Below are 26,275 nucleotides of genomic sequence, written 5' to 3' on the forward strand. Positions count from 1 at the left end.
CGCTGAAAAGGGACAGGCCCTCATGAACGCCGATACCCACCTGTCCGGCCTTGCCGGTGCCGTTATCCATGACGTGATCGTGCCCGCCCGTGCGCCGTGGCTGTATCATGTCGCTGCCGGCCAGACGCTTCGCATCGTCGATCTGGAAGGCAACCAGGCCGTCGATTTCCTGCTCTATTCCGCCGCCGACGATGCCGAGCGCTACAGCGCGCAGGACACCGTCGCCGCGCAGGGCAACCTGTTCCTGCGCACCGGCACCGTGCTGCTGTCGAACGAGGGGCGGCCGATGATGACCATCGCGGCCAGCGCGGTGGACTATCACGATACCATCGGCGGCGCCTGCTCGTGCGAGTCCAACACGCTGCGCTACGGCCATCACACCAAGGCCGAACATGCCTGCGTAGAGAACTTCCTGGAAGCGAACCTGACCGAGGGGCGCAGCAAGCGCGACATCGTTTCCAACATCAACTTCTTCATGAACGTACCGGTGGAGCCGGACGGGTCGCTGGGCATCGTCGACGGAATATCCGCGCCGGGCCTGACTGTGGACCTGCGGGCGGAAATGGACGTCGTCGTCGTCGTCTCCAACTGCCCGCAGGTCAACAACCCCTGCAATGGTTTCAATCCCACTCCCGTCCGGATGATCGTGACCGCATGAACTTCGACACGGTTCTGATCGCCAACCGAGGCGCGATCGCCACCCGCATCATCCGCACGCTGCGCCGCATGGGCCTGCGCTCCGTCGCGGTCTATTCCGAGGCCGACGAAGGCTCCGATCACGTTTCCTTGGCGGATGAAGCCGTGCTGATCGGCCCGGCCAAAGCATCGGAGAGCTACCTCAACATCCCCGCGATCCTTGACGCCGCGCGCAAGACCGGCGCGGGCGCCATCCATCCCGGCTACGGCTTCCTTGCCGAAAACGTGGAGTTTGCAGAGGCTTGCGCTGCGGCGGGGATCGTCTTCATCGGGCCCACCACCGACAATATCCGCACGTTCGGCCTGAAGCACAGCGCCCGTGCATTGGCAGCGGCGCATGAGGTGCCGCTGGCGCCGGGCACCAACCTTCTGACCGACGAGGCGGAGGCGGTTGCAGCCGCGCAGGAGATCGGCTTCCCGGTCATGCTCAAGGCCACGGCTGGCGGCGGCGGCATCGGCATGCGCGTCTGCGAAGATGAGGCGGACTTGCGCGAAGGCTTCGCCGCCGTGGCGCGGCAGGGCATGAGCAATTTTGGCGATGCCGGCGTCTTCCTGGAACGTTACATCCGCCGTGCGCGCCATATCGAGGTGCAGCTGTTCGGCGACGGCAAGGGCCGCGTCATGGCGCTGGGTGAGCGCGATTGCTCGCTCCAGCGGCGCAATCAGAAGGTGGTGGAGGAAGCGCCGGCGCCCTTGCTGCCGGCAGCGGTGCGCAGCGAACTAATCGCATCGGCAATACGATTGGGTGAGGCGGCGAACTACCGCTCGGCCGGCACGGTCGAGTACCTCTACGATGCCGATCGCGCGGAATTCTTCTTCCTGGAGATGAACACCCGCCTTCAGGTCGAGCACGGCGTCACCGAAATGGTGATGGGCATCGATCTGGTCGAATGGATGGTGCGCGGCGCGGCGGAGGACCACAGCTTCCTCGACCGCGAAACGCCGACACCGCAGGGCCATTCTGTGCAGATGCGCCTCTATGCCGAGGATCCTTCGCTCGATTACCGCCCCACTTCGGGCACGCTGACCGCGCTGGAATTCCCGGACGATATCCGCGTCGAGACCTGGTGCTCTTCGGGCAGCACGGTCAGCGCATGGTACGATCCGATGCTGGCGAAGCTGATCGTCCACGCGCCGACCCGCGCCGAAGCCGTAGAGGCCGCGCAGGCCGCGCTGGACAAGAGCCGCGCCGACGGCATCGAGACGAACTTGCGCTGGCTGCGCGACGTCGTCCGCACCCCGGCCTTCGTCAGCGGGGAAGTTTCGACCCGCGTGCTCGACGCCATCGCTTACGAGCCGCGCTCCATCCGCGTGATCAGCGGCGGCACCGCGACGACCGTGCAGGACTGGCCGGGCCGCCAGCACCTCTGGGCCGTGGGTGTTCCGCCTTCGGGGCCGATGGACGACCAGTCGTTCCGTCTCGGCAACCGCCTGCTCGGCAATCCGGAAGGCACGGCCGGTCTGGAAGTGACCGTTACGGGGCCAACGCTGACCTTCGTCGCTCCGGCGCGGATCTGCCTGACCGGTGCCGATTTCGGCGCAATGCTGGACGGTGTGGCGATCCCGCGCGGTGTTCCGCTGGACATTGCCGCCGGCCAGACGCTTTCGCTGGCGCGGGCGTCTTCGGGCGGGATGCGCGGCTACATCCTGTTCGCGGGCGGGCTGGACATTGCCCCCTATCTCGGCAGCCGCAGCACTTTCGAACTCGGCCAGTTCGGCGGTCATGCAGCCCGCCGATTGCTTGCGGGCGACACGCTGCATCTGGCCGGGGACGCGATCGATGCCCCACTGCCGGCTGCGCCCTTGCCGGAGATTTCGACCGAGTGGACCTTGCGCGTGCTCTATGGCCCGCACGGCGCGCCGGACTTCTTCACGGACGAGGACGTTCAGTCGTTCCTAGCGGCCGAATGGAAGGTGCACTACAACAGCAACCGCACCGGCGTCCGCCTGATCGGCCCCAAGCCGCGCTGGGCGCGCACGGACGGCGGCGAGGCCGGCCTCCACCCCTCCAACATCCACGACAATCCCTACGCGATCGGCGCGGTGGACTTCACCGGGGACATGCCGATCATCCTCGGGCCTGACGGTCCCTCGCTGGGTGGTTTCGTCTGTCCTTTCGTGGTGATTGCCGCGGATCGCTGGAAAATCGGCCAGCTTACGCCTGGTGACAAGCTGCGCTTCGCGCCCGTTACCATCGCCGACGCGGCCGAGGCGGAATCGATGCAGCGCGGTTTCGTTGCTGATGGCACGCTGCCCAAGCCTTCTCCCGAACGGCCGGTGGAAACGCTTTCGCCGATCCTTGGCGAGATTGCCGAAGGGCCGGGCCGGCCGCGTACCGTTTATCGCCAGCAGGGCGACCGCAACATCCTGGTCGAATACGGCCCGATCGTGCTCGACATCGAACTTCGCATCCGCGTCCATGCGCTGATGACGGAACTGGAGCGGCTGGCGCTGCCCGGGGTGATCGACATCGTGCCCGGCATCCGCTCGCTTCAGCTTCATTTCGATGGCGCTGCGATGGACCAGAGCGCGGCCTTGACGGCACTGAAAGCGGCCGAAGAGCGACTTGGCGATCTTGAGGACTTCACGATCCCCTCGCGCATCGTCCACCTGCCGCTCAGCTGGCGCGATCCGGCGACGATCGAGACGATCGAGAAGTACATGGCCACCGTCCGCGCCGATGCGCCATGGTGTCCCGACAACATCGAGTTCATTCGTCGCATCAACGGGCTCACCGATCAGGCCGCGGTCGAGAACCTGATCTTCGATGCCAACTACCTCGTCATGGGTCTTGGCGACGTCTATCTGGGCGCGCCGGTGGCGACGCCAGTGGATCCCCGACACCGGCTCGTCACCACGAAGTACAACCCGGCGCGCACCTGGACGCCGCCCAACGTCGTGGGCATCGGCGGCGCCTACATGTGCATCTACGGCATGGAGGGGCCGGGCGGTTACCAGTTGTTCGGGCGGACCATCCAGGTGTGGAACACCTACCGCCAAACCGACGCCTTCATTGAAGGCAAGCCCTGGCTGCTGCGCTTCTTCGACCAGATCCGCTTCTATCCGGTGAGTGCGGAAGAACTGGCCGACTGGCGCCGTGAATTCCCCACCGGGCGGCGATCGCTGCGGATCGAGGAATCGGAATTCCGCCTAGCCGACTATCGCGCCTTCCTGGCCGAAAACGCGCAATCGATCGCGCAGTTCGAGGAGACCCGCCAGGCCGCCTTCGATGCCGAGCGTGACGATTGGCAGCGGCGGGGCGAGTTCGACCAGGTGGCCGCACTGAGCGAAAGCGATGTGCCCACGGCGGACGCGATCGAACTGCCGGCCGGATCCGACCTTGTCGAGGCGCCCTATGGTGGCAGCGTTTCGACCCTGCTGGTCCAGCCGGGAGACGTGGTGGAGGCGGGCGACAAGATCGCCATTATCGAGGCTATGAAAATGGAATGCCCAGTGGAAAGCCCCGGCCGGGGCACGATCGAGGCGCTGTACATGCGCGAAGGGCAGGCACTGGAACCCGGTGCGCCGATGCTGGCTTTGCGGAGGCATGCATGACCGTGCTGGATCGTAACCGGGCGACCGAACTCGACCGTCGCAGCGCCACCGCTATCGCGGAGGCTGTCAATGCGGGCCGGATCAGCGCCGTCGAAGTGGCGGAGGAAACGCTGGCGCGCCTTGCCGCCTACGACGCGATCCAACCGCAGATCTGGATCAGCCGGGCCACCGCCGAAGCCTTGCTGGCGGCTGCGCGCGCTATCGATGCGCGGGTGGCGGCGGGCGAGAACCTGCCGCTGGCCGGTGTACCCTTCGCAGTGAAGGACAATATCGACGTGGCCGGGTTCGAGACCACGGCGGCTTGCCCGGCCTTCGCCTATCGCCCCGAAGCCTCGGCCGGGGTGATCGAGCGGCTGATCGAGGCCGGCGCGCTCTGCGTGGGCAAGACCAACCTCGACCAGTTCGCCACCGGGCTGGTCGGCACGCGTAGCCCCTATGGCATCCCGCGCAATGCCTACAATCTCGCCTATGTCAGCGGCGGATCGAGTTCGGGCTCATCGGTTGCCGTCGCGGCTGGACTGGTGGCTTTCGCGCTCGGCACAGACACTGCCGGATCGGGCCGCGTTCCCGCCGCTTTCAACCATCTGATCGGGTTCAAGCCCACCAAGGGGCGTTGGTCCACGCGCGGGCTGGTTCCGGCCTGCCGCACGCTCGATTGCATCACCGTCTTCACCGACGATACCACCGACGCACGGCTGGTCGATCAGGTGGCGGCGGGTTTCGATCAGGCCGATGCCTATTCCAAGCCCCTCGCCGACCTGCCGCGTGAACGGAAGCGGATCGGCGTCCCGCGCCGCGACCAGCGCGCGTGGTTCGGGGATGCCGAGTCCGAGTTTCTCTACGACCGCGCGCTGGAAAAGTTCGCCACGCTGGGTGAGATCGTCGAGATCGACCTTGCACCGTTTCAGGAAGCGGCGTTGCTGCTTTACGGCGGCCCCTGGGTGGCGGAGCGTACTGCCGCCATGGCCGAAATCCTGGCGAGCGATCCCGATGCGGTCGATCCCACCGTCCGCACCGTCGTTGAGCCCGGCGCGGATGTCAGCGCGGTGGAACTGTTCAACGGCATCTACCGCCTAGCCGATCTCAAGCGCCATGCGGACACGCTCTGGACCTCGATCGACCTGATGGCGTTCCCCACCACCGGCACGACCTATCGCGTGTCGGAACTTGCGGCCGCACCCGTCGCTCTCAACAGCAATCTCGGCTTCTACACCAATTTCGTAAACCTGCTGGACATGGCCGCCTTGGCGGTCCCGGCGGGGATCCGCGCGAACGCGACGGGCTTCGGGATTACCTTGATCGGGCCGGCGGACACCGATCGCGCCCTGCTCGACACGGCCGACGCCTATCTCGCGACCGCCGACCTTCCATCGCTTCCAACACTCGATCTTGAGGGAAAAATGCAGACAGTGAAACTGGCCGTCGTCGGCGCCCACCTGAAGGACATGCCGCTGCACTGGCAGCTTACCTCGCGCGAGGCGACGTTCGTGGGCGCCTTCGAAACGGCGCCCAGCTACAAGCTCTATGCGATGGCGGACAGCGTGCCGCCCAAGCCCGCGCTGGTGCATAGCGAGGACGGCGGATCGATCGCGGTCGAAGTCTACGAACTGGGTGTCGCCGAATTCGGCAGCTTCGTGGTAGAAGTGCCTGCACCGCTCGCCATTGGCACGGTCACGCTGGCGGACGGTAGCAGCGTCAAGGGCTTCGTGGCCGAACCGCGCGCGATGACCGGGGCGGAAGACATTACCGGTCTGGGCGGATGGCGCGCCTATATCGCCGGCCGCGCCTGAGTTTCGCTCATCCGGGGCACGCTTCACGCAGATCGAAGGGGGGAACTATGCGCAAGTTGGAACGGACGATCCTGGCCGCGACACTGGCCGCAGTCGGGCTGCCATCGGCCGCTTTCGCCCAGGGCGAGCAGGTCATCACCGTGCCGGGCTTTGCAGATTTCCTGGCTGTGGACGGACAGACCGTCTGGGCCACGAACAAGGGCAAAGTCGAACATTGGTCCCGCGACGGCAAGCTGGCCGAAGTCGCCATGACGCACCCCTGCGGGGCGATGGCGATTGCGCATGGCTCGCTTTGGGTGGCAGACTGCAAGGAGGGGACGCTCAACCGGATCGACATCGCGACGGCAAAGCTGATCACCTCTATTCCCACCGGCATTGCCAACCCCGAAGGCGAGCTGAACGTCGTGGCGGGGGCCGGTTCGATCTGGGTCGCCAGTGACGCGAAAGGCCTCATCGCGCGGGTGGACCCGGGCACGAACAGCGTGACCGCCTCGGTCACCGTCGATCCGGGCACCTGGTACATGGCCTTCGGGGCCGGATCGCTGTGGGCCGTCAGCGCGTCCCGGCAATCGCTCCAGCGCATCGATCCGGCAACGAACGCGGTGATCGGCAAGACCCCGCTTGGCAAGGAGCCGGGCTTCCTGGCCGCCGGTTCGGAAGACGTCTGGGTGCAGGAGCAGGGAGACGGAACCGTTGCCCGTATCGATCCGCAGACCGGGCAGCTGACTGGTCGCGTGAAGGTGGGTGATAACCTTAAATGGGGCGATATCGACATCGGGCACGGCAAGGTCTGGCTGCGCACAACCGACGATCAGGTCTTCGTCGTGATCAAGGCAAAGACGCTGAAGATCGAGGCGCGGATCGGCAAGCCGGCGGGCAGTGGAGCGCTGCGTTTTACCGACTACGGCCTGTGGACCACCGCGCATGACGAGCACACGCTGACCTGGTGGCCCCTGTCGGCCTTGACCGCCAAGCGGTAAAACGCGGGCTACGGAACGTGAAAATCGGAAAGGGGGCCGCGAAGGCCCCCTTTCTTTACCCATCCGCCTTCAACGGCTTTGCGACCCGAGCGGCTCCGGCATGGGATATCTTGGTGGGTCAGGGGTGAACCGCCGACCGGTCCCGCCGCGTTTTCATCATTTCGACCAGCGGCGCGAAGGGGAACATGAACTGCTCCCGGATCGAGAGGCGGCGCTGGCCGTCCTGGCCCACTTCCGCGGCCTCGCCATCGCGGAATGTGCCGAACATCCGATCGCACAGGATCAGCGCATTGGCATAATTGCAGCGGGTGCTCTCGTAATCGGTGGAATGATGCAGGCTGTGATGCTCGACCGTGGTGAAGAGGTAGGCGTACCAGCGCGGCGGATCGAAGCGTACATTGGCGTGGGCGAAGGCGGCCACCGCCGTCAGCACATGAGCCGCGCAAAAGGCCGCGGTCAGCGAAAAGTCGAACAGCGTCACCACGCTGAGGCCGATCAGGAACAGTTCGATGGGATTGCCGACGGCGCCTTTCAGCGCATTCAGCTGGGTGACGTAATGATGCGGCGCATGGGTCAGCCACAACGGGTACCAGTTGTGCATCGCCCGATGCATCCAATACTGGCTGAATTCGATCAGGAACACGATCAGCGCGACCTGCAGGAGGAACGGCGCATGTTCCAGCCATGGCGTGCTGATACCGATGGCGTTCTTGGCGGCTTCCAGTGGCGCGTCCCCCCAGTGCTTGCGGGCATAGCGGATCACGGTGTAGCCCAGCGCGACGTAGAACAGGTCGGTCAGCAGTTCCGTTCGGGTCAGGCGCCAGCTTGCATGGCGTTCGTTCACCCGCTCCAGCGCCAGTATGCCCAGTTTCGTCACTACGGCGCCGGCGAACAGCGTCCACCAACTGGTGGTGAGGGAAGCGGGAGCCAGGGCCCAGAACGCAATGATCGCTGCGATTGCCGCAGGCTGGATGCAAGTGAACACGATACGCTTCATCACGCTCATCCCTTGATCGCCGCAGAACGGGACGTTTCCGTTCGGTTTTTCGGGCCTTACCCAAAAGCCGCCGCGATCGATCGGCTTTTCGGCCGAAACCCGTCGCTCGGACCCAGGCGACGTCGATGTTCCATGCCTAGCCTGGGTGGGGCATAGCGACAGACCGATTTGTCGAATGTCCTGCATCAATTCGATCTATGACTCGCCGGCAGAGATGGACTACGCTGCGCTAAAGAGCCGGGACGCCCGTTTGCGCCGGGGCGAGGGGGATGCCTGCAGAATGAGCGATCGAACGCCGTTGATTGACCAGAAGTTCGCCAATCGTGTTGACTGGAACCTCATGCGGACTTTCGTCGACATCGTTCGCGCCGGGGGGATCGGCGCGGCCGCCCGGCAGCTCAACAAGCAGCAGCCCAGCATCAGCGCCGCGCTCAAGCGGCTGGAGGATCACGTCGGCGCCACTTTGCTGATCCGGTCCGCCACCGGGGTAGAGATGACCGCCGCTGGCAAGGCGATGATGGCGCTGTGCGAGGATATGCTGGAATCGGCCCGGATGATGCCTCACCAGATCGCGCAGGCGACCCGGCAGGTGGAAGGCATCGTTCGCATCCAGATGGTATCCGCGATCGTGTCTCCCGAGTTCGACGAGGCGATCGCCAGTTTTCACAGGCGCAATCCCAACATTCACATAGAGATCCGGGTTTCGCCGTGGCGGCAGGTGCTCGACGCGCTGGAGCGCGGGGAAGTGGAAGTCGGGATCGGCTATGACAGCAGCGTTCGCGGCGGCCTTGTCTATGAGCCGCTTTTCGTGGAGCGCCAGCAACTCTATTGCGCGCGCAACCATCCGCTGTTCGGGTATCGCATCAGCCAGTTGAAGGAACTGAAGGACGAAGCTTTCGTCCTTACCGGTGATGACGAGGTCGAGGCGATTACGCATTTGCGTCGTCGCTATCGGTTTGGCAGCCGGACGATCGGCATGGCGGAGGACATCAACGAGGCCCGCCGGCTTATCGTTTGCGGGGTGGGAATCGGCTTCCTGCCGGTCGCGGCGGCCCAGACGGAAGTGGCCAGGGGGATACTCTGGCCGATGCTTCACGCCGATTCCGAACCATCCTACGACATCTTCCTGCTCGCCCGGATCGAGCCGGCGCGCGATACCGCGACGCAGTTGTTCATCGACGAGGTTTTCCGCCGCATTCGCGCGCGGCCACGGTCATAGGTTCGATCTATGGCTGGCATCGCAAATTTGCCCCTGCCGCAATGCCCCCTCCCAGCCCAGTCTCGAAAGGGTCGGGCAAAAGGGGAAGACGGCGAATGCGCGCAGAGACGATCCGTCAGTTCGCAACAGAGTGCCGCGGCGGCGTAACCGGGGTAGGGGCCATCCTGCTGAGGGCGCTTCGCGAGGGCGTGAATGCGCGGGCGCAGGCGGTTGATGGGGCCAGTTCTCGCGCAGTAAACGCCGCCCGCCGGGTGGCAAATGCCAACCGCCGGGCGGAAAACGATCGTCGGGGGAACTGATGCGGCGCGGTTACGTCGCATCATTGCTGTTGGCCGGTGCTGGCCTGAGCGCGGGGGCTTGCGCAGAGGCTGCCGAAACGCCGTCCACGCGGCTGGTTTCCTGTGGTGAGGAAAGCTGCCTTCTGGTTTCGGGCCAGCGCGCCGATGCGGGTGCGGAAGTCCGCCTCAACGGGCATCAGGTCTCGGTCGAGGGCGGGCGGAAATGGAAGGTGACGCTGCCGATGGACACGGTGCGCGCATGGTCCGTCCCGATGTCACGGGCAATCGAAGTTACGGTTATCGGCGGGGGCGCGGGCGGCGATGTGGCGATGAGGGCGGATTTGCCCATCGGCTTGCTGGGCCACGTAACCGATCTGGCGGCGCTCGAAATCCGCAGCCGGTAATCCGCCTTGGCGGGATGAAGACAACGATTCGCCGGTTTTTCGGCCCCGATTGCCAGTTCGCTCACTGAACGCTATGAAAGAAGCGGTCGCCGAAGAGTGGCCGCTCGACAAGTGTTCAGGAGAAGATGATGAAGATCGGTCTCATGGCCATGGCATCGCTCGCCTTCGTTTCGGTTGGCGCAGCCCCCGCGACCGCCACTGAAAACCCGTTCGCCCGTGACAGGGTGGTCATGGGCATCAGCGATCTTGACCTTGCCACCACGAACGGCCAGCGGCGGCTGGCGATCCGCATGGACCAGGCTGCACGCTCCGTCTGCGGCGAGCGGCTGGCCACGGTGCACCTTGCGCTCGAACGGAAGGCGCAGGAGTGCCAGGCTGCCGTGAAGGCGGACATTCGCGCCCGGATAGAAGCGCGCACGGCGGTGGCTTCGGTCGCCCCGCAAGTCCAGCTCGCCAGCGCGCGCTAATTTCCTGCCCTAGAGCGTTTTCTAATCAGGTGGAATCACCTGATGACTCGGAAAACGCGGCAAACCAAAAACTTAGAGCAGTTGATCCGATGCAATCGGATCGGAAACTGCTCTAGCACCCTTGGCCCATTCGCATGGGCCGAGGGGCGGCATGCCGTAGCCATCCGGAATGCCTCGGGTGGTGATTTGCGTTGCGAACTCGGCGCAGATTGGCAATCCGCTCAAGCGGCATCGTGAAAGATGATCCCCAGCGTATGTCGCTGGCCTGTGCGCAGCGTGCTGACGCCGTGGCGCAGGTTGACGCGATAATCGCCGCGCGTACCGCGCTGCGGGCGACTGTTGACCGCGAAAAGCACCGCGTCGCCCTTGCTCAGCGGTACTACCGTGGCGCGCGATTGCATGCGCGGGCGTTGTTCCGTCAGTACAAATTCACCACCGGTGAAATCCCTGCCCGGTTCGGACAACAGTACGGCGACCTGAAGCGGGAATACGTGATCGCCATAAAGATCCTGATGCAGGCAGTTGTAGTCGCCCCGCCCATATTGCAGCAGCAGCGGCGTTGGGCGTCGCTGGCCGGCCTCATGGCATCGTTCCATAAAGGCCGCGTGGTCCGCAGGGAAGCGAACGTCCATGCCCATCCGTTCATGCCAGCGGTTCGCGATCGGGACGACGCGGGGATAGATGGCGGTCCGCGCCGCCTGAACCAGCGGCGGCAGCGGATAGGCGAAGTAGCGATACTCGCCCAGGCCGAAGCCATGGCGCGCCATGTGGATATGGCTGCGAAAGGTCGGCGTCGGGCCGTAAAGGCCGGCGACGGCATCGCACTCCTCATGTCCCAGCAGGCCGGGCAGCAAGGCCCAGCCTTCGCGGTCCAGATCGCTGGCGACGGCTTGCCAGTCATAGCCGGCGATGCGTGTTTCGAAAGGCAAGGCTCTCTCGCTCATGCCACGCCTTCCATGTTGATCAGCTTGCGCTTGCGGTGGACACCCCAGCGGTAGCCTGAAATGCCGCCGTCGGCCTTGACCACGCGGTGACAGGGAATGACCACTGCGATGCGATTGGCCGCGCAGGCCGCGCCGACTTCCTGTGCCGTGATAGTCATCTCCACCGACTTGGCCAGCGTACCATAGCTGCGCGTCTGGCCGGAGGGGATCGTCCGCAGCGCTTGCCAGACTGCCAGTTCCTGCGCGCTTCCACGCAAGTCGAGCGGCAGCGCAAAGGCGCGATGCGGTGCATCGACCACTGCGATGGCTGCTGCGAGCGCCTCGCCGGCAATGCTTTCGTCCGCGATCAGTTGGGCATCCGGGAAGGCGGTGCGAAGATCGCGCAGGGCCCGCGTTTCGTCATCCGCGATCAGGAGCCCCGCAACACCTGCCTCGCTCACTGCCACGATCACGGTGCCGAGGTGAGCCTCGCCGATCGCGTAGTGCAATTTCTCTCTGTCGGTACTCATGGTCTTCGTCCTTCATCACCTGCTCTAGCAATAGGGCAGGCGATGAATCGGCGCGCTCCGATCCTTGCTTTCAAATTGGCGTGGGCAGCAGGTGCGGAAGAAATTCGGGCTCGCTACTTCCCGCGTCCCGTAGCCACGCCGCGTATCTCGTTGGCCTGCCAGACAAGCAGGGTGGGCAGGCCGATGGCAAGGTCACGCGCCCGCTTGGCAAGCGACAAGGCAAGCGCCGTTTCCGCCGGAAGGCCGAACAGCGGGCCGACGAAGGCATAAGCTACCTCCTGCACACCCAGCGCACCGGGAATGATGAAGGCGATGCTGCGCAGTGTGAAGATCAGGCTTTCAAGGGCCAGCACGTCCCACACCGATGCGTGGGTGCCCATCCAGCGCAGGGCCAGCCATGCGCCGATGCCGCTGGCGACCCAGGCGGCCAGATTGGCGCCGAAGGCCAGCGCCACGCGGTCACGCTGGGCATAGATGCGCGAGAGTTCCGTGCGGATGTTGGCCATGGCGATCGATCCGGGCACGAAGCGCCCGGCAAGGCGGGTGGCGAAGTCCAGCGCGGTGCGCTGCATGGCAAAGAACAGCAGGATGATCGCCACCATCACGAAAGTGCCGCCCAGGATCGCCGGACGCAGTTGGGCGCCCGCGCCGTCGCCGATCAGCAGCGATCCCATGAGGGCCAATCCGAACAGCGTATAGGCTAGTTGGCTCGCCATCTCGGTGGTCATGTCCACCACCAGTGAGGCGTGGACACGGGTGGAGGGCAGCGCAGCCGCTGTCAGGGTTCTGACGCTGACGATGATGCCGCCGAGTTGCGAGAATGGCAGAAGGTCGGACACGGCTTCGCGCACCATCCGGGCCCATGCGAACAGCGGCCAGCCGGAGAGTGGCATCGATCGGCCCCGCTCATCCGGCGCCGCCGCGAACCATGCCCCGCCGAGGAGGAAGAAAACCCCCAGCGACCACAGGCAGTATAGCAGAAAACCGGTCGGCCCCATGCGGCCGGCGGTGCCGAAAACTTCCCGCAGCCCGGCCGCGCCGATCGTCCAGACGGCGACACCCAGGCCCGCCAGCGTCGCCAGCAGTATGCCGATGCGCGTCCAATGCTTCAGGCGACTTCTCCTGCCTTCGGTCCCTTTATGAAGCGTAGTACGAAGCGGATCGCCCCGGGCACGAAACGGGGACGGATGAGGCGTTTGTCATAGGCGGAGAGCCGCCGGTCGTTCTCCGCAAGGCAGAGCCGGGCCAGTTCGGGGAAGCTGATTTCCACGCCCAGCTCTTTCGATCCGTTGAGCGTGAAATTGTTCTCCTGCGCGCGGGTGTTGTCCTTGCCCATGCCCTTGGCCATGTCGATCCGTTCCCAGATCAGGAACATCCAGACGGCCAGGACCTTCAATTCGAACCAGGGCCGGCGCCACAGCGGCATGTTGCGCCGCCACCAGGCCACCCAGTTCACGAAGAACAGGATATGGCGCCCTTCCTCGCGCATCACCGGTTCGAACGTGTCGACCAGTTCGGGCGGGAAGAAGCCGGAATCCTTGGCCACCTTGAACAGGCCGAAGCCGAAGAAGCTGTCGATGCATTCCGAATAGCCGGTACGCATGAAGGCGAATTCGGGATCGGCGGGGCGCTTGTATTCAGGCTCCGGCACCAGTTCGATGCCATAGGCCTGCACCATGTCGGACAGCACCAGCTTGTGGCGCGATTCCTCGAAGGCGTTCATTTCCACGGCGGACTTGAGCAGCGGATCGTCCACCCCTTCCGCAAAAGTGCGTACATTCATGCCGGCGCGCCCCTCGGTAGCGACGGCGATGTCCCAGATCGGCAGGGAGACGATCTTGTTGCGGGTATCGTCGTCCAGCGTGGGCCAGTCGATCAGCGCCGGGCGATAGGGATCGTGCGTGTCCAGCAGCGTGCGGCTCATCAGCAGCAGATGATCGGGGCTGCCGTACTTCAGCCGCCCGGTGGGCAGGGGGACCGTCTTGTCGTAGTCGCCCCATGTGCTGGCCAGCGTCATGATCGCTCTCCTTCGATAAAGTCCGCAAAGCGTCCGAGCGTGATGGAATTGCGCGCCACGGCCTGCCTGGCAAGGGCATCGGTCAGCGCGGCAAGCTCCTCCGCATAGCGATAGCCGGGTGCCGATCCGGCATAGGGGCCGGTGGCGGGATGGGCGTAGATTTCGCTCAGCCCGTCGGGCAGATGCTTTAGCAGCCCCTGGATGCGCGGCGCCGTCATCGCGCCGGACCATGCCAGGCCGAAAACCTGATCGGGCGTGGCAAGGCTGGCGCGGCGCATCAGGCGCTGCACCTGTTGGGCCCAAATCCCCTCGATCCCCGACCGCGCGCCTTCGCTTTCGACCGCGCGCAGCACTGCACGCGGTTCCACCGGCGCACGGACCGTCCGCATGCCGTGCGCCTTGCCCACTTTGACGAGCGTGGCGGCGATGGTGGGATGAAGGTGGAAGTGCTTGTGCGCATTCACGTGGTCGAGTGGTAATCCCGTGGCCGCAAAGGCATCGAACTGCGCTGCTACTTCCGCCGCAAGCTGCCGGCGCGCGGCAGGAGAGGCGAAGATCCGCATGGCGGCGCGCACCATGTCGGTGCGGAAATTGCCCTCGGCATCGACCAGCGCGGGCACGCGATCGGGCGGCGAAAGCGGCCGCCCATCCACCAGCACGACGTGGAGGCCGATGCCCAGCGTGGGCAACCGTCTGGCCCGCTCCACCGCGTCCTCCACCGCTGCCCCGTTCACCATCAGGCTGGCGGCAGTCAGTATTCCATCGCGATGCGCGCGTTCGACCGCCTCGTTGACTTCCGGAGAGGCTCCGAAATCGTCAGCGGTGACGACCAGGCGCTTCACGGCCCGGGTCAGTGCCGACGGGGTGAGGCGGGAACGCGCATCACGCGGTGACCTTGCGCCGGCGCAGGAAGTCGAAGAATTCCACGCCTTCGCGCAGACGGCGCTTCATCATGTCCCAGTCGCGCACCATTTCCCAGACGATCGATCCGATCTTGGACGGGCGGAAATAGAAGCGCTTGTAGAACTCTTCCACCTTGTCGAAGATCACCGGCGCGGGCAGGTGTTCGTAGCTGAGCTGCGCGATCTGGTTGCCGCCATCGGTCAGCAAGTGATCGGTGCCGTCGAACCAGCCGTTGTCCATCGCCTGCTTGTAGAGGAACGTGCCGGGATAGGGCGCCGCCAGCGAGACCTGGATCGTGTGCGGATCGATTTCCTTGGCGTAGTTGATCGTTTCCTCGATCGTTTCCTCGGTCTCGCCGGGAAGGCCCAGGATGAAGGTGCCGTGGATGACGATGCCCAGTTCGTGGCAATCTTTGGTGAACTGCCGCGCGACATCGACGCGCAGGCCCTTCTTGATGTTGTGCAGGATCTGCTGGTTGCCGCTTTCGTAGCCGACCAGCAGCAGGCGCAGGCCATTGGCCTTCAGCACTTCCAGCGTCTTGCGCGGGACGTTGGCCTTGGCGTTGCAACTCCAACTCATCGGGAAGCCCGGCTTGCCGAAGCCCAGCTTGCCCAGCGCGATGGCCAGTTCTTCCACGCGCGGGCCGTTGTCGGTCAGCGTATCGTCGTCGAAGAATATCTCCTTGGTCTGGGGGATGTTCTCCATGACGTATTTCACTTCCTCGATCACATGCGCGATCGAGCGTGTGCGGTAATTGTGTCCGCCCACAGTCTGCGGCCAGAGGCAGAAGGTGCAACGGCTCTTGCAGCCGCGCCCGGTGTAGAAGCTGACGTAAGGGTGCTTTAGATAGCCGCCGAAGTACTTCTCGATCGTCAGGTCGCGCTTGTAGATGGGGGAGACGAACGGCAGTGCATCCATGTCCTCCAGCACCTTGCGGTCTCGGTTGTGGATGATCGATCCATCGGAATCGCGCCAGGAAATCCCGTCCACCTCGCGCAGCGGGATCCCATTGGCGACGTCTACGATCGTGAAGTCGAACTCATTGCGGCATACGAAATCGATCGCGGTGCTGGCGGCCAGCGCCTTCTCGCTCTCGACCGCGACTTTGGCGCCGATCATGCCGATCAGCGCCTTGGGATTGCGTCCCTTGATCAGTTCGGCGGTGCGCACATCCTGATTAAAGCTGGGGGTGGAGGTATGGAGGATCACCAGATCCCGGCCGTCCACCTCATGCGCGATATCGTCCCATGAAAGGTCGTGCGCGGGAGCGTCGATCAGTTTCGATCCCTCCACCATGGCGGCGGGCTGGGCCAGCCAGGTGGGGTACCAGAACGACTTCACCTCGCGCTTCATCTGGTAACGCGCGCCGGCACCGCCGTCGTACCCGTCGAAGGAGGGGGCTTGAAGGAAAAGCGTAGACATCATGTCCCGGCAGTCTCCGAAGAAGCTTGGACTCGTCCGTCACCCAGCATTGTAAGCGCGCTTCCGCGCCAATCAATCGAGCGCACGAAGAAGCTGGCAAAGAAAATCGCGAAATTCAATGCATCGCGTAACGGCAGCATCCAGAAAGGTGCAGAAATGGCGCCGGCATGACGGTCTGCCACGCGTTTCGTCGATAGCCGAACGGCCAGTGTCACGGCGATTGTCGCCAGCGCGGGCACGGGATGGAACGGAATCGCCAACAGGGCCAGCGGAAGCGGCATGGTGACGATCGAGCCGGCATAGCCATCCGGGGCGATGCCGCGAACCGTGGCCGCCCAGCGCAGTTCATGCCGCCACAAGTCGCGGAAATGCGTGTCCGCGAAGGCGTGGGTCAGCAGTATGGGTGGCACCGCCACCGAAAGGCCCAGCTCTTCCACCGCTTGCCCGATGGCGTGATCGTCTGCCAGCACGTCCGCGAAGCGCGCAAACCCGCCTACGGCATCCAGCGTCCCGCGTCGCAGGGCGATGGTCGATCCCATGCACGGGGCCGCCATGCCATGGGCTTTCGCAAAAGCAAGGTTGGGCAGGAATTGATAGCTGCTGCCCGCCGCCGCCAGGCGGGACCAGAAGCCCGCGTCGCCCCGGCCGCGATAGAGGCAGGTGACGGCGCCGATTCCCGGTTGGCGCAGCGCGGCGAGCACCCCAGACAGATAGGTGCGATCCACCACCATGTCGCTGTCGCTGAGGATCAGCGTGTCATGGGCGGCGTGCCGCATCATGTTGACGAGGTTTGATATTTTCCCGTTCGCCCCATGACATGCGGCATCGACGACCAGATCGATACGGATGGAAGGATGGCGCGCCTGAAGCGTCCTGACCGTGTCTATGGCCGGATCGTTCTGCCGCTGCACGCCGCACAGGATCTGGACGGGGCCGCGATGATCCTGTTCGATGAAGCTGGCCAGATTGTCGACAAGGCGGGGTTCACCGCCATGCAGGGGCTTCAGGATGGTAACGGCCTCGTTTCCGGCCGCGGGCGCCCGTCGCACGGCCAGCACCCGGTTCAACGCCAGCGTTGCGGCCACCATATAAAGGACGCCGACCGCCGCCATCAGCAACAGGGCCCAGCCCAGAGCAGAGGTCACGATGGTCAATCCGGCCATTGCTTTCCTTCGAGAGCGGCACGACGGCAACAGGAAAACTTCTGAAACTCAAGAAATATACTTGCCAGTTGCTTTCACGGGAATAGGAATAGCACAGTCTGTCGGCAACCATTCGGATGTTCGGTCAGAAATGCCTGAATCCAATCGATTGATCCTCATTACCGGCGTTTCGGGTTTTGTGGGTTCGGCTGTCGCCCGGGCGCTGGGCGGCCGTGGTTACAGGCTGCGCGGGCTGGTTCGTTCAGGCAGTTCCCCAGTAAACCTCGTGGATTTTCCCGGCGATCTGGTCGAAGGCGATCTGCGCGATGCCGCTGCCATGGATGCTGCCATGCAGGGCGTCGATACGCTGTTCCATGTCGCCGCAGACTATCGCCTGTGGGCGCGCGATCCGGAAGAAATCGTCCGCAACAACGAGTCGGGCACCCGATGCGTGATGGAGGCGGCGCTGAAGGCGGGCGTGCGGCGCATCGTCTACACCAGCAGCGTCGCCACGCTGAAGCCGTCCGATTCCGGTGCGGTGGACGAACGCGCAGCGGCGGGGCCATCGGAAGCGATCGGCGCGTACAAGCGCAGCAAGGTCGTGGCCGAACGGCTGGTGGAACGGATGGTGGCGGAGCAGGGATTGCCCGCCGTGATCGTCCAGCCTTCCACCCCCATCGGCCCGCGCGACGTGAAGCCCACGCCAACGGGCCGGATCATCGTAGAGGCCGCGCGCGGCAAGATGCCTGCCTATATCGATTCCGGACTGAACCTTGCCCATGTCGACGATGTTGCCGAAGGGCACGTGCTGGCGATGGAGAAGGGCAAGGTCGGGGAACGCTACATCCTTGGCGGGCAGGACGTGATGCTGGGCGACATGCTGGGTGAGATTGCAGCCAAAGTGGGCCGCAACCCGCCCCGTGTGCGCCTGCCGCGCGGGCCGCTGATGCCGCTGGCCTGGATCAACGAGGGGTTCACGCGCCTGTCCGGTGGCAGCGATCCCTTTCTTACGATGGATTCGCTGCGCATGGCGCGGCATCGGATGTTCTTCAGTTCGGCCAAGGCGGAGCTTGAGCTAGGCTATGTCGCGCGGCCCTGGCGTCAGGCGATCGGCGATGCGGTGGACTGGTTCCGCCAGCGGGGAACGATCCAGTGATCGCGGAAGGAATCGGGCTGGCCGTACTGGCCATCTGGCTTGGCCTGATCGTGGGGCGGGATGGCTTCTGGATGGCGCGCGAGCGGGACGATCATGACCTGCCGCCTTTCCCCGCGAACTGGCCGGACGTGACCGCTGTCGTGCCCGCCCGCGATGAGGCGGACGTGATCGCGCGCTCCATCGGCAGCCTGATCGCGCAGGACTATCCGGGCCGCTTCCGCATCCTGCTGGCGGACGATTCCAGCAGCGACGGCACGGGCGCCATCGCCCGTTCGCTGGGATCGGAGCGGGTAGAGGTGTTGACCGGCAAGCCGCTGCCCCACGGTTGGACGGGCAAGCTCTGGGCGATGGAGCAGGGCATAGGGCGCGCCGGCACCGAGCCGGAGTGGCTGTGGCTGACCGATGCCGATATCGCCCACGCCCCCGATACGCTGCGCACGCTGGTGGCTCGTGGGGAGGCAAAGGGCCTTTCGCTGGTCAGCCTGATGGCCCGATTGCGCTGCGAAACTTGGGCGGAGCGGATGTTGGTGCCCGCCTTCGTGTTCTTTTTCCAGATGCTCTATCCCTTTGGGCGGGTGAACCGGCCGGGCAGCCTTGGCGCGGCGGCGGGCGGCTGCATGCTGGCGCGGAGGACGGCCCTTGAACGCGCGGGCGGCATCGCCGCGATCAGGGGAGCCTTGATCGACGATTGCTCACTGGGCGCGCTGCTCAAGCGGCAGGGGCCGGTCTGGTTGGGCCTGACCGATCGATCCGTCAGCATACGGCCCTATGACGATTTCGCCTCGGTCGCGGCGATGATCTCGCGCTCCGCCTATGCGCAGCTTCGCTATTCGCCATGGGTTCTGGCGGCAACGCTGGCCGGCATGCTGCTGGTCTATGGCGCGCCGCCTCTTCTAGCCCTGTTCGGACAGGGCGTGACGCGCTGGGCCGGGCTGATCGCGTGGATGGCGATGGCGCTGTCCTTCCAGCCGATATTGCGGTTCTATCGCCGTAATCCCCTGTGGGGACTGGCGCTGCCGGCCATTGCCGCGTTCTATGCGGGCTGCACCCTGCTGTCGGCCTGGCAGCACACACAGGGGCGCGGCGGCATGTGGAAGGGACGGGCTCAAGCAGGGGCGGAAAGCTGATGGACGCGGCCGTAACCACATCGCAGCGCCTGGCCTCGGGCAAAGGGCACCGGGACGAGAATTTTCCCGTCGCCAGCCTGCTCATCAAGGCGGACTACCGGCCGCCGATCATGGCCTTCTATCGCTTCGCCCGCGCGGCGGACGACATTGCCGACCATCCTTCCGCCTCGGCAGAGGAAAAGCTGGCCCTGCTTGCCCGGATGCGTAGCGGCCTTGATGGAGCGGGCGCTGCGGAGGCGATGGCGCTGCGCGATGCCATGGCGGCGCACGGCATCGATCCTGTCCACGCGCATGACCTGCTGGATGCCTTCGTCCGCGACGTCACCGTGACGCGCTATGCCGATTGGGACGATCTGATCGGCTACTGCCGTCTTTCGGCAATGCCCGTAGGGCGCTTCGTCCTCGACGTGCATGGAGAGGATAGGGCGCTCTGGCCGGCGAATGACGCGCTCTGCGCGGCGTTGCAGATCGTCAATCACCTTCAGGACTGTGGCAAGGACTATCGCATGCTCGATCGGGTCTACATTCCGCTGGATACCGGGCTGGACATCGCCGAACTGAAAGGTGACCGGGCGAGTGCGGCACTGCGCGCGATCATTGCCGGGCTGGCGCGTCGAACGCGCGATCTGCTCGATCAGTCGGAAGCCTTTTCCGCCCGCATCCGCGACCGGCGGCTGGCGGCGGAAGTTGCCGTGATCCATCGCCTCGCCCGCAGCCTGACACACCGGTTGGAGCAGCGCGATCCGCTGAGCGAGCGGGTTCACCACGGCAAGGCGGAAGCGCTTTTCCTTGCTGCCGGGGCAGCGCTTCCCGTGTTGCTGCGGTGGCCGGTATGAGCGAGGCCATCGTCGCCAGCGGCGCCTCGCGCAGTTCCTTCTACGCCGGCATGCGCGTGCTACCCAAGGTGGAGCGCAGCGCGATCTTCGCCGTCTACGACTTCTGCCGGATCGTGGACGACATTGCTGACGATCAGCAGGGCGATCGCGCATCGCGGGCCGGGCAGCTCGATCGGTGGCGCCGCGACATCGACGCGCTCTATGCCGGGCGCGATGCGGGGCAGGCGAACTTTCTGCGTTCCGGTGTCGAGCGTTTCGACCTGGATCGCCGCGACTTCGAAGCGGTGATCGACGGCATGGCGATGGACGTGGAGCGCGACATCTGCTGGCCCGCCGAAGCGGAGCTGGACCTCTATTGCGACCGCGTGGCCTCCGCCGTGGGGCGGCTGTCCGTGCGCATATTCGGAATGGAGCGCGAACCCGGGTTGGACCTCGCCCACCATCTTGGCCGGGCTCTGCAACTCACCAATATCCTGCGCGATATCGACGAGGATGCCATGATCGGCCGCGTCTATATCCCGATCGAAGCGCTGGCGGCGGCGGGCATCGTTCCTTCTACGGCGCAGCAGGTGGCTGCCCATCCCGGCATGGATCCGGCCGGGCGCTGGCTGGCGGGGCGGGCGCAGCGTCATTTCGAGGAGGCGAGCCGCCTGCTGGCCTCTCGCCCGCGTGGTCTGCTGCTCGCTCCCCGGCTGATGGAAAGCGCCTACGCGCGGCTGCTGCAGCAGATGTGCCGGGCCGGCTGGGCGCCGCCGCGCAAGAGGGTGCGGACCAACAAGGTGCGCCTGATCCTCACCGTAGCGCGATTGTTGGTGACCGGGTGAAGGCAGGCCGCGCTATCGTCGTCGGGGCGGGGCTGGCGGGGCTGTCGGCTGCCGTGCGCCTGACCGAGGCGGGCCTCAACGTCCGGGTGATGGAAGCCGCCGCGCAGGCTGGCGGGCGCTGCCGTTCCTATCACGATCCGCAGATCGGCCTCACCATCGACAACGGCAATCATCTGGTGCTTGCCGGTAATCACGCGGTGCGCCGCTTTCGCGAGAGCATCGGCGCGCGTGAGCCTCTGGCCGGGCCGGACCATGCCGATTTCCCCTTCGTCGATCTCGGCAACGGTGATCGATGGACGGTGCGTATCAATGATCGCGCGGTGCCCTGGTGGGTGCTCGTCCGCGACCGGCGAGTGCCGGGCACGCGCGCGACGGATTATTTTGCGCTTCGACGGTTGATCTCAGGCAAGGCAGGGGAAACTGTGGGCGAGCGAATGGCGCCCCGGGGAGCCTTGTGGTCGCGGCTGATCGATCCCGTGCTGCTTGCCATCCTGAACACGCCCCCGGCGCAGGGATCGGCACGATTGACGGCTGCCGTGCTGCGGGAATCGCTGCTGCGCGGCGGGCGCGCGAGCCTTCCGCGCATTGCCCATCCCGGTCTGGCAGCAGCGTTCATCGATCCCGCGCTCGACTGGCTGTCCGCGCGCGGCATGGCGGTGGCGATGGGCCGGCGGCTGAAGGCAATGGAGATTGCCGGAGACCGAGTGGCGGCGCTGGATTGGGGGCAGGGGCCTGAAGCGGTGGCGGAGGATGAGGCGATCGTGCTCGCCGTTCCACCCACGGTCGCGGCGGCGCTCATGCCGGGACTGACCGTGCCCGACAGGTTTCATGCCATCGTCAACGCGCATTTTGCCGTGGCACCGCCCGCCGGTGCGCCGGCGATGCTGGGCGTGCTTGGCGGAGCGGCTCAGTGGTTGTTCGCCTTTGCCGATCGCATTTCGGTGACGGTTTCGGCCGCCGATGACTTGGCGGATATGGATCGCGAAGTCTTGGCCCGGCGTTTCTGGAACGATATCCAGGATGCCTACGGCTTTTCCGCGCCGCTTCCGCGATGGCAGGTCGTCAAGGAAAAGCGCGCGACTTTCGCCGCCACACCTGCACAGGATGCCCGTCGACCGGGGCCGCGGACGATGCTGCGCAACCTGTTTCTGGCTGGTGACTGGACGCAGACGGGTCTGCCCGCGACGATAGAGGGTGCCATCCGGTCCGGAGAAACGGCCGCGCGCCTTGCCACTGAACGGATCAGGGGAGCATGATGGCCACAAGTGCCGCATCCACGCCGACACTGACGGCAATCGATACCGCGATCGACCGTGCGGCGGCGGCCCTTGCAGCGGCGCAGCAACCGGATGGTCACTGGGTGTTCGAACTGGAGGCGGACTGCACGATCCCTGCCGAATACGTGCTGCTGCGGCATTATCTGGGGGAGCCGGTCGACAGCGTGCTGGAAGCGAAGATCGGCCGCTATCTGCGCCGAATCCAGTCCGCCGATCATCATGGCTGGGGCTTGTTCCACGCCGGTGCCTTCGATGTAAGCGCCAGCATCAAGGCCTACTACGCGCTGAAGATGATCGGCGATTCCATCGATGCGCCGCACTTGCTGCGTGCCCGAAGCGCCATATTGAGCGCGGGCGGGGCGGAGGCGGCGAACGTCTTCACGCGCATCCAGCTTGCCTTGTTCGGGGCCGGCCCGTGGTCGGCCGTGCCCGATCTGCCGCCCGAAGTGATCCTGCTGCCGCGCTGGTTTCCCATCCACTTGTCCAAGATGTCCTACTGGGCGCGGACAGTGGTGGTGCCTCTGCTGGTGCTCTGCGCGCGCAAGCCGCTGGCGCGCAATGCCAAGGGGATCAAGGTCGACGAACTCTACACGGGCATGGCGGCGCGGCGGCGCACGCAGGCGGCCGATCCCAAGTGGCTGTGGACCTTGGGGTTCAATACGCTCGACCGTGTCCTGAAGTTGGCTGACGGCTTCTGGCCGTCCAGGTTGCGCCAACGGAGCATCGATACATGTGTCGCCTGGGTGACGGAGCGCCTGAATGGTGAGGACGGGCTGGGCGCGATCTATCCGGCCATGGCGAACAGCGTGATGATGTTCGACCTGCTGGGTTATCCGGAAGATCACCCGCACCGCGCCATTGCGCGGCAGTCGGTCGAAAACCTGCTCGTGATCCATGAGGACGAAGCCTATTGCCAGCCTTGCGTCTCGCCAGTGTGGGATACCGCGCTGGCCAGCCACGCCATGATGGAAGCGGGCGGAAAGGAGAACGAGGCACGCGCCGAAGCGGCGCTGGACTGGCTGAAGCCGCGACAGATACTGGAGGTTGCTGGTGACTGGGCAGAGGAACGGCCAGGCGTGCTCCCCGGGGGCTGGGCGTTCCAGTACAACAACGATCACTACCCCGATCTGGACGATACGGCGGTCGTGGTCATGGCAATGGACCGTGCACAAGTCGCCGATCGCGCGCCGATCGATCGGGGCGTGGAATGGACCGTGGGCCTCCAGTCGAAGAATGGCGGTTGGGGCGCTTTCGATGCCGATAACGCCTACGACTACCTCAACAACCTGCCGTTTGCGGACCATGGCGCCTTGCTCGATCCGCCGACGGCGGACGTCTCGGCGCGCTGCGTGTCGATGCTGGCGCAATTGGGCGAGCCGTTGGACAGCCCGCGCATGGCGGCCGCCATCGACTATCTTCGCCGCGAGCAGGAGGCGGAAGGAAGCTGGTTCGGCCGCTGGGGGGTGAACTATATCTACGGCACCTGGTCCGTGCTTTGCGCCTTCAATGCGGCCGAGCTGGATGGACAGGACCCGGCCGTGGCCCGCGCGGTCGACTGGCTCAAGGCGATCCAGAACGCGGATGGCGGTTGGGGCGAGGATTGCGACAGCTATGCGCTGGATCGCAAGGGCCACGTTCCGGCAGCGTCCACCGCGTCGCAAACGGCCTGGGCGATGTTGGGCCTGATGGCGGCGGGTGAGGTGGATAGCGAAGTGGTGGAACGCGGCGCGGCCTGGCTGGCGGAACATCAGGAGGCAGACGGCCTCTGGGGGCAGGAGCACTATACCGGCGGCGGGTTTCCGCGCGTATTCTACCTGCGCTATCACGGTTATCCGAAGTATTTCCCGCTCTGGGCCATGGCACGCTATCGCAATCTCAAGCGATCGAACGCCCGACGCGTCACGGTCGGCATGTGACCCTGCTGATCGCCTGCGGACTGAAGCGCGAGGCGCGTTTGCTGCACCGGCCGGGCGGCAATATCTTCGTGGTTGCCGGCGGCGGCGATGCCACGCGGCTGGAGCGGGAACTGGACGTGCTGGCCACTACCCGGCCCGGCGTGGTGCTGTCCTGCGGGATTGCCGGCGCGCTGGTGCCGGCCTTGCGATCGGGCGATGTGATCGTCGATGGCGATGCCGTGCTTGTCGCCCATGTGCTGGAGCGCCTGCCGGAGGCCATTTCCGGCAAGATTTTCGGAAGCGACGCCATTGTTGCAACCGCAGCGGAAAAGCGCGGCCTGGCGGAACGAACCGGTGCCATTGCTGCCGACATGGAGAGCCATATTGCCCGCCGCGTGGCGGAGCGCAGGCAACTGCCTTTGGCGGCAATCCGCGTCATTGCCGATTGCGTTGATGACGACCTTCCGCCTGCCGCACTTGTCGGGATGAGGCCGGACGGCGGGTTGGCGTTGGGCCCGGTATTGCAATCACTGGCGGTGCGACCTGGGCAGTTGCCTGCGCTTATTCGAACCGGACGGCAGGCGGATCAGGCGCTCCGCTCCTTGTCGCAGGCGTTCGAAAAGCTCGTTGGCGCGGGGTTCGATCGGATCGAACCGATATCACTGCAGGCCCCCTGATTTCGGTCAGCGGCGTCCCGCGACATGCCGGGCGGCGGAGGGATCGGCGGCCTGGATCTTCGCCAGCTCACGTTCGACATGGGAGGAATAGACATCCTCCGCCGGCCTTTGATGCGAAAGGTCCACATCGGGCGCCATCGGTCCCTCCGTACGGACACCCTTTCGCCCAACGGCGAACATCTTCAGCGGATGCCGAATGGCATCGGTGGCGGCCGTGCCCTCGAAGCCGCAATGGGTCATGCAATTGGCGCACTTCTCGTACTTGCCGACGCCGTATTGGTCCCAGTCGGTACCTTCCATCAGTTCGCTGAAGGTGTCGACATAGCCTTCGCCCAGAAGATAACAGGGCTTTTGCCAGCCGAAGACGGTGCGCAAAGGCATCGACCAGGGGGTGCATTCGTAGGTCTGGTTGCCCGCCAGGAAGTCCAGGAACAGCGGTGAGTTGGTGAAGGTCCAGGCCTTGCCGCCCTTGCCCCGCTTGAACACGTCGCGGAAGAATTGCTTGGTGCGTTCGCGGTTGAGGAAGTGGTCCTGATCCGCCGCGCGCTCATAGGCATAGCCGGGCGAGACGGTGATCTCGACGCCCAGCCTCTCCATCTCATCGAAAAAGGCCGCGAGTCGCGCCGGGTCCGCACCGTCGAACACGGTGCAGTTCACTTGCACGCGAAAGCCTTTCGACTTGGCGAGGTGGATGGCCTCCACCGCCACGTCGTAGGTACCGCCCTGATCCACGGCCTCGTCGTGCATCTGCCGGTCGCCATCGAGATGGATCGACCATGTGAAGAAGGGGGAGGGCTGGTAATCGCCGATCTTCTTCTTCAGCAGCAGCGCATTGGTGCACAGGATCACCAGCTTCTTGCGCTCTATGAAGCCCTGCACGATTCGCGGCATATCGCGGTGCAGCAGGGGTTCGCCGCCGGCGATGGAAACAGCCGGCGCACCGCATTCCTCGATCGCTTCCATGCACTGATCGAAGCTGAGGCGCTGGTTGAGGATAGAGTCGGGGTAATCGATCTTGCCGCAGCCGGGGCAGGCCAGATTGCAGCGGAAGAGGGGTTCCAGCATCAGTACCAGCGGGTATTTTCCGCCCTTGATATGCCGGCTGAGAGTATAGGCGCCGATTCGCGCGATCTGAGACAGGGGGAGGGTCATCGGATGCT

The 26,275-nt window shown here is 65.1% G+C and carries 23 protein-coding genes; 14 read left to right on the top strand and 9 right to left on the bottom strand.

Annotation, left to right across the window (positions count from 1 at the left end; genetic code table 11):
• The first annotated feature begins 22 nt into the window (after positions 1 to 22).
• The 4 genes from WBP07_RS30735 to WBP07_RS30750 are packed head-to-tail and all read left to right on the top strand — an operon-like array spanning position 23 to position 7,021.
• Complete coding sequence (locus WBP07_RS30735; protein WP_395397027.1) at positions 23 to 658, top strand: urea amidolyase associated protein UAAP2; 636 nt, start codon at positions 23 to 25, stop codon at positions 656 to 658.
• A complete protein-coding gene (uca, locus tag WBP07_RS30740) occupies positions 655 to 4,251 on the top strand; it encodes an urea carboxylase (protein WP_395397028.1) in 3,597 nt (1,198 codons plus the stop codon). The genes WBP07_RS30735 and uca overlap by 4 nt, the downstream gene beginning before the upstream one ends.
• Entirely contained in the window at positions 4,248 to 6,041 is a 1,794-nt protein-coding gene (gene atzF / locus WBP07_RS30745) for an allophanate hydrolase (protein ID WP_395397029.1), read from the top strand. The genes uca and atzF overlap by 4 nt, the downstream gene beginning before the upstream one ends.
• A 47-nt stretch (positions 6,042 to 6,088) precedes the next feature.
• Positions 6,089 to 7,021, top strand: coding sequence for a YncE family protein (locus tag WBP07_RS30750; protein ID WP_395397030.1), 933 nt, complete (start codon positions 6,089 to 6,091; stop codon positions 7,019 to 7,021).
• 118 nt (positions 7,022 to 7,139) lie between these two features.
• Here the strand turns inward: WBP07_RS30750 and WBP07_RS30755 are convergent, their stop codons facing one another.
• On the bottom strand, positions 7,140 to 8,018 hold the full coding sequence (locus WBP07_RS30755) for a sterol desaturase family protein (RefSeq protein ID WP_395397031.1): 879 nt from the start codon (positions 8,016 to 8,018) through the stop codon (positions 7,140 to 7,142).
• A 280-nt stretch (positions 8,019 to 8,298) separates the two neighbouring features.
• Here WBP07_RS30755 and WBP07_RS30760 point away from each other — a divergent pair, with 280 nt between their 5' ends.
• From WBP07_RS30760 to WBP07_RS30770, 3 genes are all read left to right on the top strand, one after another.
• Positions 8,299 to 9,237 (top strand): LysR family transcriptional regulator, encoded by a 939-nt coding sequence (locus tag WBP07_RS30760; RefSeq protein ID WP_395397032.1) that lies wholly within the window; start codon positions 8,299 to 8,301, stop codon positions 9,235 to 9,237.
• Positions 9,238 to 9,535: 298 nt separating this feature from the next.
• Positions 9,536 to 9,919 carry a hypothetical protein gene (locus WBP07_RS30765; protein ID WP_395397033.1) on the top strand — a complete coding sequence of 128 codons (384 nt, stop codon included), beginning with the start codon at positions 9,536 to 9,538 and terminating at the stop codon, positions 9,917 to 9,919.
• A gap of 125 nt (positions 9,920 to 10,044) precedes the next feature.
• Positions 10,045 to 10,386 (top strand): UrcA family protein, encoded by a 342-nt coding sequence (locus WBP07_RS30770; RefSeq protein WP_395397034.1) that lies wholly within the window; start codon positions 10,045 to 10,047, stop codon positions 10,384 to 10,386.
• A gap of 221 nt (positions 10,387 to 10,607) precedes the next feature.
• Here WBP07_RS30770 and WBP07_RS30775 read toward each other — a convergent pair whose 3' ends face one another.
• The 7 genes from WBP07_RS30775 to hpnI all read right to left on the bottom strand — a co-directional run bounded on the left by WBP07_RS30775 (position 10,608) and on the right by hpnI (position 17,344).
• Positions 10,608 to 11,330 (bottom strand): 2OG-Fe(II) oxygenase, encoded by a 723-nt coding sequence (locus tag WBP07_RS30775; protein ID WP_395397035.1) that lies wholly within the window; start codon positions 11,328 to 11,330, stop codon positions 10,608 to 10,610.
• Positions 11,327 to 11,839, bottom strand: a complete 513-nt coding sequence (locus WBP07_RS30780; protein ID WP_395397036.1) for a methylated-DNA--[protein]-cysteine S-methyltransferase — start codon at positions 11,837 to 11,839, stop codon at positions 11,327 to 11,329. The genes WBP07_RS30775 and WBP07_RS30780 overlap by 4 nt, the downstream gene beginning before the upstream one ends.
• Positions 11,840 to 11,952: 113 nt before the next feature.
• Entirely contained in the window at positions 11,953 to 12,951 is a 999-nt protein-coding gene (locus WBP07_RS30785) for a lysylphosphatidylglycerol synthase domain-containing protein (RefSeq protein WP_395398285.1), read from the bottom strand.
• Positions 12,948 to 13,856 (bottom strand): ferritin-like domain-containing protein, encoded by a 909-nt coding sequence (locus WBP07_RS30790; protein ID WP_395397037.1) that lies wholly within the window; start codon positions 13,854 to 13,856, stop codon positions 12,948 to 12,950. Before WBP07_RS30790 ends, WBP07_RS30785 begins: the two co-directional genes overlap by 4 nt.
• Positions 13,853 to 14,698, bottom strand: a complete 846-nt coding sequence (hpnK, locus tag WBP07_RS30795; protein WP_395397038.1) for a hopanoid biosynthesis-associated protein HpnK — start codon at positions 14,696 to 14,698, stop codon at positions 13,853 to 13,855. The genes WBP07_RS30790 and hpnK overlap by 4 nt, the downstream gene beginning before the upstream one ends.
• A 40-nt stretch (positions 14,699 to 14,738) precedes the next feature.
• Positions 14,739 to 16,184 (bottom strand): hopanoid biosynthesis associated radical SAM protein HpnJ, encoded by a 1,446-nt coding sequence (gene hpnJ, locus WBP07_RS30800; RefSeq protein WP_395397039.1) that lies wholly within the window; start codon positions 16,182 to 16,184, stop codon positions 14,739 to 14,741.
• The gene (gene hpnI / locus WBP07_RS30805) at positions 16,181 to 17,344 is read right to left on the bottom strand and encodes a bacteriohopanetetrol glucosamine biosynthesis glycosyltransferase HpnI (protein ID WP_395397040.1); all 1,164 of its coding nucleotides are present in this window, start codon (positions 17,342 to 17,344) and stop codon (positions 16,181 to 16,183) included. Before hpnI ends, hpnJ begins: the two co-directional genes overlap by 4 nt.
• A 130-nt stretch (positions 17,345 to 17,474) precedes the next feature.
• Between hpnI and hpnA the strand changes: the two genes are divergently transcribed.
• Genes hpnA through WBP07_RS30840 form a run of 7 tightly spaced genes read left to right on the top strand, consistent with a single transcriptional unit; the run spans position 17,475 to position 25,115 of the window.
• Positions 17,475 to 18,479, top strand: a complete 1,005-nt coding sequence (hpnA, locus tag WBP07_RS30810) for a hopanoid-associated sugar epimerase (protein ID WP_395397041.1) — start codon at positions 17,475 to 17,477, stop codon at positions 18,477 to 18,479.
• Positions 18,476 to 19,606, top strand: coding sequence for a glycosyltransferase (locus WBP07_RS30815; protein WP_395397042.1), 1,131 nt, complete (start codon positions 18,476 to 18,478; stop codon positions 19,604 to 19,606). Before hpnA ends, WBP07_RS30815 begins: the two co-directional genes overlap by 4 nt.
• Positions 19,606 to 20,442 (top strand): squalene synthase HpnC, encoded by an 837-nt coding sequence (gene hpnC / locus WBP07_RS30820; protein ID WP_395397043.1) that lies wholly within the window; start codon positions 19,606 to 19,608, stop codon positions 20,440 to 20,442. Before WBP07_RS30815 ends, hpnC begins: the two co-directional genes overlap by 1 nt.
• Positions 20,439 to 21,266 (top strand): presqualene diphosphate synthase HpnD, encoded by an 828-nt coding sequence (hpnD, locus tag WBP07_RS30825; protein ID WP_395397044.1) that lies wholly within the window; start codon positions 20,439 to 20,441, stop codon positions 21,264 to 21,266. Before hpnC ends, hpnD begins: the two co-directional genes overlap by 4 nt.
• On the top strand, positions 21,263 to 22,522 hold the full coding sequence (gene hpnE, locus WBP07_RS30830) for a hydroxysqualene dehydroxylase HpnE (RefSeq protein ID WP_395397046.1): 1,260 nt from the start codon (positions 21,263 to 21,265) through the stop codon (positions 22,520 to 22,522). Before hpnD ends, hpnE begins: the two co-directional genes overlap by 4 nt.
• Entirely contained in the window at positions 22,522 to 24,459 is a 1,938-nt protein-coding gene (gene shc / locus WBP07_RS30835; RefSeq protein ID WP_395398286.1) for a squalene--hopene cyclase, read from the top strand. The genes hpnE and shc overlap by 1 nt, the downstream gene beginning before the upstream one ends.
• A complete protein-coding gene (locus WBP07_RS30840) occupies positions 24,456 to 25,115 on the top strand; it encodes a phosphorylase (RefSeq protein ID WP_395397047.1) in 660 nt (219 codons plus the stop codon). The genes shc and WBP07_RS30840 overlap by 4 nt, the downstream gene beginning before the upstream one ends.
• A 6-nt stretch (positions 25,116 to 25,121) precedes the next feature.
• Here WBP07_RS30840 and hpnH read toward each other — a convergent pair whose 3' ends face one another.
• The gene (gene hpnH, locus WBP07_RS30845) at positions 25,122 to 26,267 is read right to left on the bottom strand and encodes an adenosyl-hopene transferase HpnH (protein WP_395397049.1); all 1,146 of its coding nucleotides are present in this window, start codon (positions 26,265 to 26,267) and stop codon (positions 25,122 to 25,124) included.
• Positions 26,268 to 26,275: the final 8 nt, after the last annotated feature.

Source organism: Novosphingobium oxfordense (assembly GCF_044029435.1).
In the GTDB taxonomy this organism is placed as follows: Bacteria; Pseudomonadota; Alphaproteobacteria; order Sphingomonadales; family Sphingomonadaceae; genus Novosphingobium.

Coding starts and splice junctions, on each gene's coding strand:
- hpnD (WP_395397044.1), top strand. CDS start 20,439: ATGAGCGAGGCCATCGTCGCCAGCGGCGCCTCGCGCAGTTCCTTCTAC.
- WBP07_RS30735 (WP_395397027.1), top strand. CDS start 23: ATGAACGCCGATACCCACCTGTCCGGCCTTGCCGGTGCCGTTATCCAT.
- shc (WP_395398286.1), top strand. CDS start 22,522: ATGGCCACAAGTGCCGCATCCACGCCGACACTGACGGCAATCGATACC.
- atzF (WP_395397029.1), top strand. CDS start 4,248: ATGACCGTGCTGGATCGTAACCGGGCGACCGAACTCGACCGTCGCAGC.
- WBP07_RS30765 (WP_395397033.1), top strand. CDS start 9,536: ATGCGGCGCGGTTACGTCGCATCATTGCTGTTGGCCGGTGCTGGCCTG.
- uca (WP_395397028.1), top strand. CDS start 655: ATGAACTTCGACACGGTTCTGATCGCCAACCGAGGCGCGATCGCCACC.
- WBP07_RS30770 (WP_395397034.1), top strand. CDS start 10,045: ATGATGAAGATCGGTCTCATGGCCATGGCATCGCTCGCCTTCGTTTCG.
- WBP07_RS30755 (WP_395397031.1), bottom strand. CDS start 8,018: ATGAAGCGTATCGTGTTCACTTGCATCCAGCCTGCGGCAATCGCAGCG.
- WBP07_RS30775 (WP_395397035.1), bottom strand. CDS start 11,330: ATGAGCGAGAGAGCCTTGCCTTTCGAAACACGCATCGCCGGCTATGAC.
- WBP07_RS30760 (WP_395397032.1), top strand. CDS start 8,299: ATGAGCGATCGAACGCCGTTGATTGACCAGAAGTTCGCCAATCGTGTT.
- WBP07_RS30750 (WP_395397030.1), top strand. CDS start 6,089: ATGCGCAAGTTGGAACGGACGATCCTGGCCGCGACACTGGCCGCAGTC.
- hpnH (WP_395397049.1), bottom strand. CDS start 26,267: ATGACCCTCCCCCTGTCTCAGATCGCGCGAATCGGCGCCTATACTCTC.
- hpnJ (WP_395397039.1), bottom strand. CDS start 16,184: ATGATGTCTACGCTTTTCCTTCAAGCCCCCTCCTTCGACGGGTACGAC.
- hpnI (WP_395397040.1), bottom strand. CDS start 17,344: ATGGCCGGATTGACCATCGTGACCTCTGCTCTGGGCTGGGCCCTGTTG.
- WBP07_RS30780 (WP_395397036.1), bottom strand. CDS start 11,839: ATGAGTACCGACAGAGAGAAATTGCACTACGCGATCGGCGAGGCTCAC.
- WBP07_RS30790 (WP_395397037.1), bottom strand. CDS start 13,856: ATGACGCTGGCCAGCACATGGGGCGACTACGACAAGACGGTCCCCCTG.
- hpnC (WP_395397043.1), top strand. CDS start 19,606: ATGGACGCGGCCGTAACCACATCGCAGCGCCTGGCCTCGGGCAAAGGG.
- hpnA (WP_395397041.1), top strand. CDS start 17,475: ATGCCTGAATCCAATCGATTGATCCTCATTACCGGCGTTTCGGGTTTT.